At 71.3% G+C, this 12,462-nt stretch carries 14 protein-coding genes; 5 read left to right on the top strand and 9 right to left on the bottom strand.

Annotated features, from left to right (window positions below; genetic code table 11):
* Window positions 1-16: 16 nt before the first annotated feature.
* The 8 genes from DNK54_RS13330 to ssd all read right to left on the bottom strand — a co-directional run bounded on the left by DNK54_RS13330 (window position 17) and on the right by ssd (window position 5,422).
* Window positions 17-418, bottom strand: a complete 402-nt coding sequence (locus tag DNK54_RS13330) for a hypothetical protein (protein ID WP_110207437.1) — start codon at window positions 416-418, stop codon at window positions 17-19.
* Window positions 419-550: 132 nt separating this feature from the next.
* A complete protein-coding gene (locus tag DNK54_RS13325) occupies window positions 551-958 on the bottom strand; it encodes an Rv3654c family TadE-like protein (protein WP_110207436.1) in 408 nt (135 codons plus the stop codon).
* A gap of 17 nt (window positions 959-975) precedes the next feature.
* A complete protein-coding gene (locus DNK54_RS13320) occupies window positions 976-1,350 on the bottom strand; it encodes a TadE family type IV pilus minor pilin (protein ID WP_110207435.1) in 375 nt (124 codons plus the stop codon).
* Window positions 1,347-1,511: a DUF4244 domain-containing protein gene (locus tag DNK54_RS21495; protein WP_239460081.1), complete on the bottom strand. Its 165-nt coding sequence runs from the start codon at window positions 1,509-1,511 to the stop codon at window positions 1,347-1,349. Before DNK54_RS21495 ends, DNK54_RS13320 begins: the two co-directional genes overlap by 4 nt.
* Before the next feature lie 191 nt (window positions 1,512-1,702).
* Window positions 1,703-2,248: a type II secretion system F family protein gene (locus DNK54_RS13310; protein ID WP_162602452.1), complete on the bottom strand. Its 546-nt coding sequence runs from the start codon at window positions 2,246-2,248 to the stop codon at window positions 1,703-1,705.
* Window positions 2,249-2,400: 152 nt separating this feature from the next.
* On the bottom strand, window positions 2,401-3,150 hold the full coding sequence (locus DNK54_RS13305; RefSeq protein WP_110207432.1) for a type II secretion system F family protein: 750 nt from the start codon (window positions 3,148-3,150) through the stop codon (window positions 2,401-2,403).
* A gap of 77 nt (window positions 3,151-3,227) precedes the next feature.
* The gene (locus DNK54_RS13300) at window positions 3,228-4,388 is read right to left on the bottom strand and encodes a TadA family conjugal transfer-associated ATPase (RefSeq protein WP_110207431.1); all 1,161 of its coding nucleotides are present in this window, start codon (window positions 4,386-4,388) and stop codon (window positions 3,228-3,230) included.
* Complete coding sequence (ssd, locus tag DNK54_RS13295) at window positions 4,385-5,422, bottom strand: septum site-determining protein Ssd (protein ID WP_110207430.1); 1,038 nt, start codon at window positions 5,420-5,422, stop codon at window positions 4,385-4,387. The genes DNK54_RS13300 and ssd overlap by 4 nt, the downstream gene beginning before the upstream one ends.
* Window positions 5,423-5,543: 121 nt before the next feature.
* On the opposite strand from ssd, the gene DNK54_RS13290 reads away from it, so the two are divergent.
* The 4 genes from DNK54_RS13290 to DNK54_RS13275 all read left to right on the top strand — a co-directional run bounded on the left by DNK54_RS13290 (window position 5,544) and on the right by DNK54_RS13275 (window position 10,405).
* Window positions 5,544-6,848 (top strand): GH1 family beta-glucosidase, encoded by a 1,305-nt coding sequence (locus DNK54_RS13290; RefSeq protein ID WP_338036277.1) that lies wholly within the window; start codon window positions 5,544-5,546, stop codon window positions 6,846-6,848.
* Entirely contained in the window at window positions 6,845-8,089 is a 1,245-nt protein-coding gene (locus DNK54_RS13285; protein ID WP_110207428.1) for an MFS transporter, read from the top strand. Before DNK54_RS13290 ends, DNK54_RS13285 begins: the two co-directional genes overlap by 4 nt.
* 109 nt (window positions 8,090-8,198) lie before the next feature.
* Window positions 8,199-9,533 carry a TolB family protein gene (locus DNK54_RS13280; RefSeq protein WP_110207427.1) on the top strand — a complete coding sequence of 445 codons (1,335 nt, stop codon included), beginning with the start codon at window positions 8,199-8,201 and terminating at the stop codon, window positions 9,531-9,533.
* Between the two features lie 86 nt (window positions 9,534-9,619).
* Entirely contained in the window at window positions 9,620-10,405 is a 786-nt protein-coding gene (locus DNK54_RS13275) for an HAD family hydrolase (protein WP_110207426.1), read from the top strand.
* Between the two features lie 392 nt (window positions 10,406-10,797).
* Here the strand turns inward: DNK54_RS13275 and DNK54_RS13270 are convergent, their stop codons facing one another.
* Window positions 10,798-11,520 (bottom strand): Fic family protein, encoded by a 723-nt coding sequence (locus DNK54_RS13270; protein WP_110207425.1) that lies wholly within the window; start codon window positions 11,518-11,520, stop codon window positions 10,798-10,800.
* 134 nt (window positions 11,521-11,654) lie between these two features.
* On the opposite strand from DNK54_RS13270, the gene DNK54_RS13265 reads away from it, so the two are divergent.
* Window positions 11,655-12,422: a hypothetical protein gene (locus DNK54_RS13265; RefSeq protein WP_162602451.1), complete on the top strand. Its 768-nt coding sequence runs from the start codon at window positions 11,655-11,657 to the stop codon at window positions 12,420-12,422.
* Window positions 12,423-12,462: the final 40 nt, after the last annotated feature.

Here is a 12,462-nt window from a genome sequence, read left to right as displayed (position 1 = left end):
CAGGACCGGCGCACGATCACGACTGCTCGGCGTCGAACTTCTTCTTGGCCGCCTTGCACACGACCTTCTTGCCCTTCACCTTGACGACCTTCTTGGCGAGAGTCGCCTGGAAGACGCCGGGCCCGACCACCGACTGGTTGAACTCCACCTTCCAGACGCCCTTCTTGTTCGTCTTGTCGGTGCCGACCTTGACCCCGTCGTCGATCTGGCGGAGCACGACCTTGCGGCCCTTCTCGCAGAAGGCCTTCTTGGCCTTCACCTTGCCGCCGAAGACGACAGTGCTCTCCTTGACCTTGAACGTGTCGAAGGTGACCTTGCTCTTCACCGACGGCGCCGCGACCGCCGGCGCGGTGGTCAGGGTGAGCGCCAGCGTCGTGGTGGCGACGGCGGCCAGGCAGGACTTCACGAACCGAGACATGTGCTTGCTCCTCATGGCGACGGCAACCCGGGGCGGATCGCTCGACTGGTCGCGACACTTCTGCCCCCTGGCGGGGGCGTTCGAAACGCGGACGGCTGCGGATCCTGGGAGTCGCGACTCCCTCGATCGCGCTCACCCAGGCCCGGCCCGTGCCCGGCCGGTGATCTCGAACGCGTGACCGAACATGCGCGGGCCCTCGACCCGGACCAGCACCCGGAGATCCTCTCCCCGCACCTCACAGCTGAGCAGGGCGGCGCCGTTGCTGGCGGCGACGGCGCTCGCCGCGGCGCAGGCAGAGGCGGGATCGGCCTCCCGCTGCCAACGGTCGGCACCCGCCAGCGCCGTCAAGTCGGCCGCGCCCTGCGCGGCCCGGTGAGCGGCCGCGACGGCGACCACGAGATGCGCACCCATGCCGATCATCACGATGACCCCGACGAATGCCAGGGCAAGCAGGCTCGCGGCACCCCGCTCCCGTTGGCTCCCACGACCGACGCCACCTCGCGCGGCCACCGGGAGGAGGCGCCCGCATCCACCAGGCATCCGGCTCCTCGTCACCCTCATGGCGACTGTCCGGGAGCGCTCTGCGTGGTCTCCTCGAGCGCTGCGGTGGCCGTGGCGCGCGTCGTGCCGGTGAGACCTCCGAACACTCCCAGCGCACCCGCCACGGCTCGGGTCACAGTGACCACCACCCGATCTCCGTCGATCCGGACCCGCATCGTGGCACCCGGGTCGACGGCGGCGACGAGCGCGGCGGCCTGGGCCTCGGACTCCCCACGCGCCAGCGCCCGAGCCGCCTCCCGGGCTGCATCGGTGGTGCGCATCTGGCCGACGCCGAAGGCGACCATCCAGACCATCACGAGGGTGAGCCCGACCAGCACCGGGAGGGCGAGCGCCGTCTCCGCGGTCACCGCGCCGCGCTCGTCATCGGTCATCCGATGCCCAGCAGCCCGAGCACGTGGCTGAACATCGATCGCAGCATCTGATCGCCGAAGCCACCGGTGACCAGCTGGTAGAGCACCCCGGCCAGCCCGGCTCCCGCAGCCGTCCCGACGGCGTACTCGGCGGTCGTGATGCCCTTCTCGTCCTTCACCATCCGTGAACTCCTCACTCGTTCGTCTCCCTCCTCCTCGGAGTGGAGTGCCCGGCCGCTGCCGGGCCTCTCCAGCGTCGGTCGCCGAGGCTTGTGGCGCATCCGATCGACTCCGTCCTGTGGACGGGGGCCGTTCTCAACATGAGCGCGCGCGTAGAGCGGTCCACCTGGGGACCGCTGATCGAGGAGCGGTCTCACCACGGCAGCGAGCGCAGGGAGGCGACGACGACCGGCACGATCCCGAGCAGCAGGAAGGCCGGGAGCAGGCAGAGACCCAGGGGGAGCGCCGCGCGCACCCCGACGGTGCGGGCACGATCGGCCACCCGGAGACGTCGTTCGGAGGCCAGCTCAGCCGCCAGCCGTACGACTGCTGCAGCCACCGGCGCTCCCGAGCGGGCGGAACGGGTGAGGGCGCGTCCCAGCCGCTGGAAACCCGGATCGTCGAGCCCCGACTCGCCGCCCTGCCACGGCAGACCGAGCGAGAGGCGTCGCTCACCGTTGGCCACCGCGTCGGCAGCCGGCCCCGGAAGCGCGTGTCCGACCATCCGGACCGCGCCGGACGAGGAGGCACCGCTGGCCAGCGCCACCCCCAGCAGGCGTACGACGTCAGGCAGCTCCCGGAGCACTTGCTCACGCCGGCGCCGCTCCGCCACAGGCTCGGCCCGGCGCAGGGCCCGCCAGGTCAGCGTCGCTCCCACGCCCGCGACCAGCAGGCTCAGCGGACCCGGCACAACAGTCATCGCGGCCGTCACGACCCCGACCACCCCCAAGACGAGCAACCCACCGCGGTCTTGCGACTCGCCCCTCGGCGCAGGAGGGTGCGGATGCGGCCGCAAGCGGGACGGCCACGCGACCAGGAGAGCGAGCGCCAGGCAGCAGCCGGCCAGGAGACTCACCCCGACTCCCGTTCCACAGCGGTGGCGATGGCTTCGATCCAGCCGAGCCCGGCCACCGCCAACCCACCTCCGGCAGCCAGGCACAGCCATCCGCCCGGCGACCCAAGCAGCCAACCGACCGGATTGCCGTTGCCACTGCCGACGGCGAGCGTGAGCACCGGGAGGACGACCACCAACCGCGCCGTCGAGCGAGCGGAGGCCAGCTCGGTCCGTACCAGTGCGCGGGTGACCTGCTTCTCCGCGATGTCGCCGGCGACGACCGCCAACGACTCCGCAAGCGCAGCACCCGCATGCTGGGTGAGCTCCCAGGCAGCCGCAACCTGACGGAGATCGCCGGCACCCGGATGCGCGGAGGCGAGCTGGCGCAACGCATCGGGCACCGAACCACCGACCCGATGGGCGGCGGTCACCTGACGCCAGGGCGCCCAGACGGCCAGCGGCGCCTCCAACGCCGGTCCGGGTGGAAGACCTGCTGCCAACTCGCCGGAGAGCGACTCACAGCACTCGCGGACCCGGGCGGCAACCTCCACCGCCCGACGCCTTCGACGGGCCCGCGCCCGCCATCGCCACGCCACCAGGACGAGGAGGCTGAGCACCACTCCGGGCACGATCAACCGCGCTCCGGCACCGGTGGCCGCCATCCACAGGACGACCACCGCGCCGGCGACCACCGCCCACCTCCCCCGGCGGCGTCGGAAGGCGATCGTGGGCGCCGTCGTCACCAGCACGACCGCGGCAATCGCCACACCGACGCACCACGCGCCATCCGCCGTGCCTTCGCACCCGAGGGCCTCAAGCATTGATGGCGCGGCACCCAGCACCATCACCTCGCCTCCAACAGTGCCGCCATCCGATCCAGCCCCGGGCCCTCGGCGACCCGTCCGTCGGCCGCGAACCGGACCGCGGTCTCGGTGTGGACGAACGCGCCGTCCTTGCGCAGCACCGCGACCTCGGCAAGCCGGCGCCGGCCCGTCCCCCGGTCGCGCGTCACGTGCAGCACCAGATCGAGTGCGGAGCCCAGTTGGCTGTGGAGCGCCTCCCGCCCCAGTCCAGCAGTCATACCCAGCGCCTCGAGGCGCGCGGGCACCGCCGCTGCGGAGTTGGCGTGCACCGTGCCACAACCGCCCTCGTGACCGGTGTTGAGTGCTGCCAGGAGGTCGACCACCTCCGCTCCACGCACCTCGCCGACCACCACCCGGTCGGGTCGCATCCGCAGCGCCTGGCGCACCAGCGTCTGCAGGCTGACCACACCCCCACCCTCGATGTTGGCGGTCCGCGCCTCGAGCGCGACCACGTGCGGATGACGGGGCTCGAGCTCCCCGGAGTCCTCCACGACCACCAGGCGCTCCTCGGGCGCAACCGCCGCCAACATGGCGGAGAGCAGGGAGGTCTTGCCGGCACCGGTGCCGCCGGAGACGAGGAAGGCAGCCCGTGCCGCCACGACCCGGCGCACAAGCGCCACCGCGTCGGGCACGAGCGCGCCGTGCTCGGCCAGCGCCTCGATGCTCCATCCGGCCGGCCGGGGCACCCGCAGGGAGATCGTCGTACCTGTGCGAGCGACCGGGTGCAGCACCGCGTGGCAGCGGGTGCCGTCCGGCAGGCGTACGTCGACCATCGGCGTCGCGTCGTCGAGGCGGCGACCACCGAGCGCCGCCAGGCGTTGCGCTAGCCGTCGCACCGCGGCGTCGTCCGCCAGCTCCACCGAACGTCGTTCCAGGCCACGCCCCCGGTCGATCCACGCGGCGCCCGGGCCGTTGACCAGCACGTCGGTCACCCCGGGCTCCGCAAGCAGTCCCTGCAGCGCCCCGGCACCGACGACCTCTGCCTGCACACGCCGATGCACCTCCAGCACCGTGGCATCGCCGACCGGGCGCCCGTCGGCGCGCAGCGTCTCGGCCACCAGGTGCGGCGTGACCGCCTCCCCTCCCCGGGCAAGCCGGTCGCGGACCAGGGCGGCCAGCTCGGCGACGACCTGCTCGGTCACGGTCGCGGCCCGGTCAGCAGATCGAGGACGTCGGCAGCCGCGCGCGAGAGGCCCGAACGACGGGAGCGCAACGGACCCCGACCGAGGTCGATCTCCTCGGTGAGCCCACGCTGCTGCGGTATCCGGGCCAGCACCGGGACCCCGAGCAGCCGCTGCACGTCGTCGACCTCACCACCGCCTCGGAGGACGCACGAGACCGGCCCCCGCTCCCGCAGACCGTGCACGAGGCGCGTCGCGCTACTGAGACCCGGCAGGTCGCCGCGGACCACCACCACGAGGCGGTCGCAGCGCGCTGTCATCTCGTCGGTCACACCGTCGAGATGACGGGGCAGGTCGAGCAGCACGAGATCGTGCCCGCGCTCCGCCGCCGCCAGCGTCTCTCGTACGGCGAAGGGCGCGAGAGCACGGGGCTTGCCCTGCGCCCAGGTCACCACTCCGAGTCCGTCGCGCCGGGGCAGCGCCTCCCGGAAGGACCGAGCTGCGAGCCGACCGGTCGTCTGCCCGAGCGTCTCCCATTGGAGCCCGCTGACCTCGTCGATCCCGAGCACGACGTCGAGGCCCGGACCCTGGGCATCGAGGTCGAGCAGCACCGTGGACGAGCGGCGTGCCGCAGTCAGGCCCAGCGCACAGGCGAAGGTGGTGGTGCCGGTGCCGCCCGCACCGCCGATCAGTCCGACCACCCGCCCCGCGCGCACCTCGCTCTCGGCGGCATCAGCCAGCACCTCGAGCAGCCATTCCTCGGAGCGCGGCAGCTCGGCGACGTCCTCCAGCCCCAGGGAGACGGCGTGCCGGAAGGCACGATCGGGCACCGGGCCGTGCGCGAGCAGGTGGGCGGCCCGGCGCCGGGGCGGAGCGACCGCGGCCAGCTCCTCGACGAGATCGAGACCGACCAGCACGACGGAAGCCCCGCCCCAGCCCGTGAGCGCACGCGTCGCATCAGAGGCGACCACGGGTGCCACCCCCGCCGCCGCACAGAGTCGGACGAGCTCGTCGCCGAGCTCCGGATCGCCGGTGATGACCAGGGGTGCCTCCATACCCGTCACCCTCCCGCCCTACCCGGGGCGGGCCCAGCGCGACCGAGGCTCCTGTGGACGAAGGGGGTTCTCCCCAGGGAACTGGCCCCACTAAGGGCCACACGACGGCACAATGACCGCCATGTCATGGACCCTTCCGCGTGAGTTCCGCTTCGGTGCCAGCAGCGCCGCCCACCAGATCGAAGGCGCGAGCGCTGAGGACGGCAAGGGGCCGAGCATCTGGGACACGTTCAGCGCGGAGCCCGGTCGGATCGTCGACGGCAGCACCGCAGCCGTCGCCTGCGACCACTACCACCGCAGCCGCGAGGACATCGCGCTGATGGCCGAGCTCGGGCTCGACGGCTACCGGTTCTCGACCGCTTGGCCGCGGATCCAGCCCACGGGTCGCGGACCCGTCAACGCCGCCGGTCTCGACTTCTACGACCGGCTGGTCGACGACCTGCTCGTCCACGACGTCGCCCCGATGCTCACCCTCTACCACTGGGATCTCCCTCAGGCCCTGCAGGACGAAGGAGGCTGGCTGAACCGGGACACGGCGTACCGGTTCGCGGAGTACGCCGGACTCATGGCCGACCGGCTCGCCGACCGGGTGGCCCACTGGATCCCGGTCAACGAGCCCAACATGGTGACGCTGCTGGGCCACGCACTCAGCACCCACGCGCCCGGTGCTGCGCTGCTCTTCGACGCCCTCCCCGTCGCCCACCATCTCAACCTGGCGCACGGCCTGGCAGTGGCGGAGCTCCGGCAACGCGACGCGGCGTCCGTCGGCACCGCCAACAACCATGCGCCCATCTGGCCCGCATCGGCGGAGGAGCCCGACGTGGCAGCCGGCGAGCTGATGGACGTGCTGTGGAACCGGCTCTTCGCCGAGCCGATGCTCGCCGGGGCCTATCCCGAGGGGTTCGGCGACCTGCTGCCGATCGAACCGGGCGACCTCGAGGCCATCGCCGCGCCGCTCGACTTCTACGGCGTCAACCACTACAACCCGATGGGAGTGCGCCGCGCCACCGAAGGCTCCGAGCTGCCCTTCGACTACTACGACCTGGCCGGCTATCCGACCAGCGAGTTCGGCTGGCCGGTGGTGCCCGACGGCCTGCGCGAGATCCTGGTGCTGCTGAAGGAGCGGCACCCGGACCTGCCGCCGGTGCTGATCACCGAGAACGGCACCAGCTGGTCGGCGATCGACGACCGTTTCCGCATCGACTACCTCGACCAGCATCTCGGCGCCATCGCCGCGGCGATCGAGGCGGGTGTCGACGTACGCGGCTACTACACGTGGTCGCTCACCGACAACTGGGAGTGGGCCGAGGGGTTCACCCAGCGGTTCGGCCTGGTGCACGTCGACTACGCGACGCAGGTGCGCACCCCGCGCAGCAGCTTCCATTGGTACGCCGACACGATCGCCGCGCACCGGCGGTCCCGATGAACCACTCGACGCCGGTCTCCGCTCGGCCCGTCACCCGGGTCGCGCCGCTCTGGGTGCTCTGGCTGTCGCTGATCAGCATCGGTGTCTGGTCGGGGTTCTTCGGGCCGATCCAGGTGCTGCTGGCGCAACAGGCCGAGGCGATCAGCCCCGAACACAAGGAGGGCGTGCTCTCGCTGGTGACCGGCGTCGGCGCGCTGGTCTCGACCGTGCTCAATCCGCTGTGGGGCGCGTTCTCCGACCGGACCACGCTGCGCGTCGGACGGCGCCTCCCCTGGGTCGCCGGCGGGCTCGCCGGCGGCGTGGTCGCGATGCTGCTGCTCTCCATCGCCGAAACGGTCTGGCTGATGGTGCTGGCCTGGGCCCTCGCGCAAGCGGCGCTGAACGCGATGCTGGCTGCGATCACCGCCACCGTGCCCGACCAGGTTCCGGTGATCCAACGCGGCGCGGTGGGCGGCTGGCTGGCGATCGCGCAGACCTTCGGCGTGGTCGTAGGCTCCGGTCTCGCCGCGGCCACCGGCAGCATCGCGGCCGGCTACCTCGCGGTGGCCGGCGTACTGGTGCTGACCTCGCTGCCGTACCTTCTCGACAGCCGCGACCTCGCGCTCGACCCTGCCGACCGGGCGCCGTTCGTCTGGCGTACGTTCGTGCGCTCCTTCTGGATCTCGCCGCGTCAGCACCCGGACTTCGCCTGGGCGTGGCTGACCCGGTTCCTGATGAACCTGGGCAATGCGCTGCTCCTGCTCTATCTCCTCTACTACCTGAAGGACGCCATCGGCCTCTCCTCCAAGGAGGCCGAGTCGGGCGTCTTCTGGCTGACACTGATCTATGGCGTCGTCACGATCCTCACCGCGATCGTCGGCGGCTACTGGTCGGACCGGATCGGGCGGCGCAAGCCGTTCGTCATCTGGTCCGGACTGATCGCGGCGGCGGCGCTGGCCCTCCTCGCGTACGCCGACACCTGGGCGTTGGCGCTCATCGGCGCGGTGGTCCTCGCGGTCGGCTTCGGCGCCTACACAGCGGTCGACTTCGCCATGATCACCCAGGTGCTGCCCTCCGACGCCGACCGGGCCAAGGATCTCGGCGTCATCAACATCGCCAACGCCCTGCCGCAGGTGCTGGCACCTGTGGTCGCGGCCGGCGTCCTGGGGACAGGCCTCGGCTACTCCTCCCTCTATCTGGTTGCCGCCGCGGTCAGTGCTCTCGGCAGCGTGCTCGTCGTCCGGATCCGGAGCCTTGCCTGATTCGGGGCATGCAACCCGTTCGTGTCGTTCTGCGTCTTCTCGTCGTACGCCGACGGCGCACGCCACGAATGACCCGCCCGCCCCCGACGCGGGCCCGGAAGGACCCGCCATGAACCGGCTCAGTCGCGCCCCGATGATGCGCACCACCCACGACCGCACCGGCACCTTGCTCCGCCTCGGCGGTGGTGCGGCCGCACTGACGTTGGCCGCACTCGCCGCCGCCGCGCCGTACAGCCATGCGGGTGAGCCCGCGACGCCCCACAACGAGCAGGTGGCGCTGGTGAACGGCTCGGACGCCCAGCCAGAGCAGACCAAGAGCGACATCAGCGGCACCGCGCAGGTGGTCTCCGCGACCGGCGAGTACGTGGTCTTCTCGACCGCCGCCGCCCTGGTGCCGTGGGACCGCAACGGCACCGACGACGTCTACCTGCGTTCGCGTGCCGACGGTGTGACCGTGCTGGTCAGCGGACGTGGCCGACGTGCTGGGAACGACGCCAGCTTCGAGCCCACGATCAGCTCCGACGGCCGGTACGTCGCGTACACGACCTGGTCCACGAACCTCGCCAAGGGCACCCGCAAGGGAGCACTCGACGTGGTGGTGCGTGACATGCACGGCAGCCGCACGGTGCTGGCCTCGACGTCCGCCTCGGGCGTGCGCGGCAAGGGCAACGCCTTCTCACCGGTCATCTCCGGGAACGGGCGACACGTCGCCTTCCAGACCTTCCTCGCCCTCGGCCGCCGAGACCGGGATCGCCACGAGGACGTCTATGTCCGCAACCTCAGGCGCGGGGTCACCAAGCAGGTCTCGCTTCGCCCCGGCAGCAACCGGGACGTGGCCGGGCCACTCCTGGTCGGCGACGTCTCCGACAACGGCCGGCTGATCACCTTCGGCAACAGCGAGAGCCTCTGGGTGCGCGACATGACGAAGGGCCGCACCACCCGCTTCCACCACGAGCCGCGGACCGCGCAGTGCGTGCCCTTCGAGGAGATGGCCAGCGCCGGCCGCCCGGTCATCTCCGGCAACGGCACGTACGTCGCGTTCAGCTCCTGCGCGCGGGCGCTCGTCGGCGCGGATGCGCGCAGCGAGATCTTCCGGATGTCGCTGGCCACCAAGAAGATCGAGCGGCTGACGTACGGCGATGCGGACTCCTACCTCCCGAGCCTGTCGCGCAACGGGCGCTACCTCGCGTTCGGCTCGGAGGCGAGCAACCTCGTGTCCGGGGACACCGAGGGGCAGCCCGACGTCTTCCACCTGGACACCGCGACGGGACTGATCCAGCGGGTGTCGCAGGGCCCGGACGGCGCCGGCGGCCGGCAGATGAGCGGCACCCACGCCGTCGCGATCAACGGGAACGGCCGTGCCGTCGCCTATCACTCCTACGCCGACAACCTGGTCGCGGGCGACGAGTCCGACTACGACGAGGTCTTCGTCTGGTTCGGGTGACAGCAGCCTCGTGCAGGTTCCCCGCAACGGCACGCGTGGCGGGCGCTCGGCGGCTGCTCCTCGGGTGGTGGCTCTAGGGTGAGGTCATGCGCACTGCCGCGTTCTTCGACCTCGACAAGACGATCATCGCCAAGTCGAGCGCCTTGGCGTTCAGCCGGCCGTTCCAGGCCGGTGGCCTGATCTCGCGCCGCGCGGTGCTGCGCTCCGCCTATGCGCAGTTCGTCTACCTGGTAGGCGGGGCCGACCACGACCAGATGGAGAAGATGCGGCAGTTCATGTCGCAGCTGACCGCCGGCTGGGATGTCGCGACGGTGCGCGAGATCGTCGCCGAGACCCTCCACCACATCGTCGACCCGATCGTCTACGACGAGGCCGTCCAGCTCATCGAGGAGCACCACCTGGCGGGCCGCGACGTCATCATCGTCTCGACCTCCGGCTCCGAGGTGGTCGAGCCGATCGGCGCGATGCTGGGAGCCGATCACGTGGTCGCGACCCGGTTGCGGATCGAGGACGGGCGCTACACCGGCGACATCGACTACTACGCGTACGCCGAGGCGAAGGCCGACGCCGTCCGCGAGCTGGCCGAGGAGCGCGGCTACGACCTCGCCCGCTGCTACGCCTACAGCGACTCCGTCACCGACGTGCCGATGCTCGAGGCGGTCGGGCACCCGCATGCGGTGAACCCGGACAAGGAGCTGCGCAAGGTCGCGGCCGCCTCCGGATGGCCGGTGCTCGTCTTCAACCGGCCGGTCAATCTCGACCGGCGGCGGCTCCCGCCCGCTCGCCCTACGTTGGCGGCGCTGGCCGTCACCGGCGCCGCGGCGAGTGTCGGCGTACTGCTGTGGAAGCAGCGGAAGAAGCGGCTGATCTGACCCGTCCCGCAAACGGCCCCCAACCGACCACTAGACCATGGATCGGCACGGAAATCGAGGTCTTGAATCGCCCCCGAAAGAGGCGTAGACATGGCTCATCGAACTCCATAGACGTACACATGGGCCAGGTACCCACGCGGCGATCCACCCTTCTGACAGGGCGCTGAATTCCTCGGGTACATCCCGGGGCAGCAATTGAGAGTTGCACGCCTGGTAGCCAGGCTCATGTGTCAGCAGCGGCACCCGGATCCGTCCGGGTGCCGCTTGCATTTCCGGCCTCTTGCAGATCCCCGACCCGGACTGTGTCACCTTTTTGTTCGCTTGGTGTGCGTAGCTACGGCCTATAAGTGACAACTTCCCCGCCCGGGCGGGGAAACTTGTGGCGGGAGGGGTCAGTCGCGGAGCGGCGAGAGCTCGCCGGCGAGCGCGTAGGCCTCGGCAGCGTAGAGAAGCCAGGAGTGGACGCCGTTGATGCCGGTGGCGCTGGCGTAGGCGCGCAGGTTGGACTCGTACTGCGGGCGGAGCTGCAGATGCGCCTGCTCGGGGACGAGCAGCGACTTCTCGTCGACGCCGCGGGAGACCAGGACGAGGCGCTCGGCAGCGCGGGCGACCAGGCCGTTGTGCGAGGCGAAGGGGGCGGCGGTGGCGATCTCGGCGTGGACGAGGGCGGCGACCACCATGGCCGGGGCCGTCGTCGTCGCGGAGAGCCGGCCGGCCAGCACCCGCAGTCGCTCGGCGGAGTCGGCATCGCGCGGTCGGCCCAGGTCGGCGAGCGGCAGGGTGCCTGCGGCCACGGTCGAGTGCAGCCGGGCCAGCGCCTGAAGTGGCGCCTGGCGCAGGGTCGGCACCTGCGCGAGCACCTCCGTCGACAGCCGGACGGCGGCAGTCGCGACCTCGTCGCCCTCGCCGGCGCGGATCTGCTCCACCGCGGCAGTGGAGCCCTCGAGCACGGCGCTTGCCGCTGCGCCGCGCAGCAGCGACTCGGTGGTGAATGCCGGCGGCGTCTTGCGCAGCCCGCGGTCGCGGAGCAGCACATCGACCCCGTCCCGCGTGGCGGCGTACGCCGACGGGACTCCCTCGAGGCTCGCGAGGGTGGCCATCGGGTCAGCGCTCATGGGCCGAAGACTACGAGGTGCCGTCCTGCGTCTGCTGCCCGGTTCGGTGCCGTCGCCCGAGCCATCGCGTGCAGGTCATGGATCCGCGCGCGTCGTGGAACGAAGCCGATGCACAGACCGATATCCTCGACGAGATGGACGAGCAGCTGCAGCATCCCGGGCCCCGACTGCCTGAGCAGGCGGTCGGCTGGCTGTGCGGGGATGCGCAACGCACGGTCCTGATCCACGGTCGTCCCCGCCTGATCGACCCGGTCAGCTTCGGCGACCAGGGCCACGACATGGCCGTGTGCGACGAAGACAGCGGGCGCGTGCCCCATCGCTCCGTGGACGTGGTGGTGGTCGACCGGTTGCCGGACGACCTGACGACCTTGGCCCGGATGCTGCGCCCGGGTGGACAGCTGGTGCTGCTGCACACGGTCCGCGACCATCGCATCCCGTGGGCCCGCAAGCTCGACAAGGAGGTCGGAGCGACGCACGACGAGGAGCCCGCCGGCGCCTTGGTGCTCTCCCCGCACTTCGGTTTCGTCGACCGCGAGTCGTTCCGGCACTGGCAGCCGGTCAACACCACCACGCTCACCGCACTGCTCTCCCACGAGCTTGCGGACGATCCGCATCAGGCAAGCAAGATCGCCGCAGCCATGGCGCTGTACGCCGACTACGGTCGCGGAGCCGACGGCATGCAGCTGCCCTGGGTCACCACCTGCTACCGGGCAGCGGTCGTCGAGTCGGTCTGGGAGACACCGCATGCGCTCGACCCGGAGCCCGACCGGGAGGCGGAGCGGACCGAGCAGCATCGGCGCAACGTCGCCGACCTGCCGGGTGAGCCCACCATCCCGCTCGCCCCCGCTGACAGCAAGGCGGCCGCGGACTCCGACGACCTGCTGCTGATCGACTTCCGCTGACCACACCTGGTGCGCTGACCGGCGTAGGTGTGCAGTTGTC

Origin of the sequence: Nocardioides daejeonensis, assembly GCF_003194585.1 — a bacterium.
Taxonomy (GTDB): domain Bacteria; phylum Actinomycetota; class Actinomycetes; order Propionibacteriales; family Nocardioidaceae; genus Nocardioides; species Nocardioides daejeonensis.
Note: the sequence above shows the minus strand (reverse complement) of the source record. Positions and strands in the feature narration are given on the sequence as shown.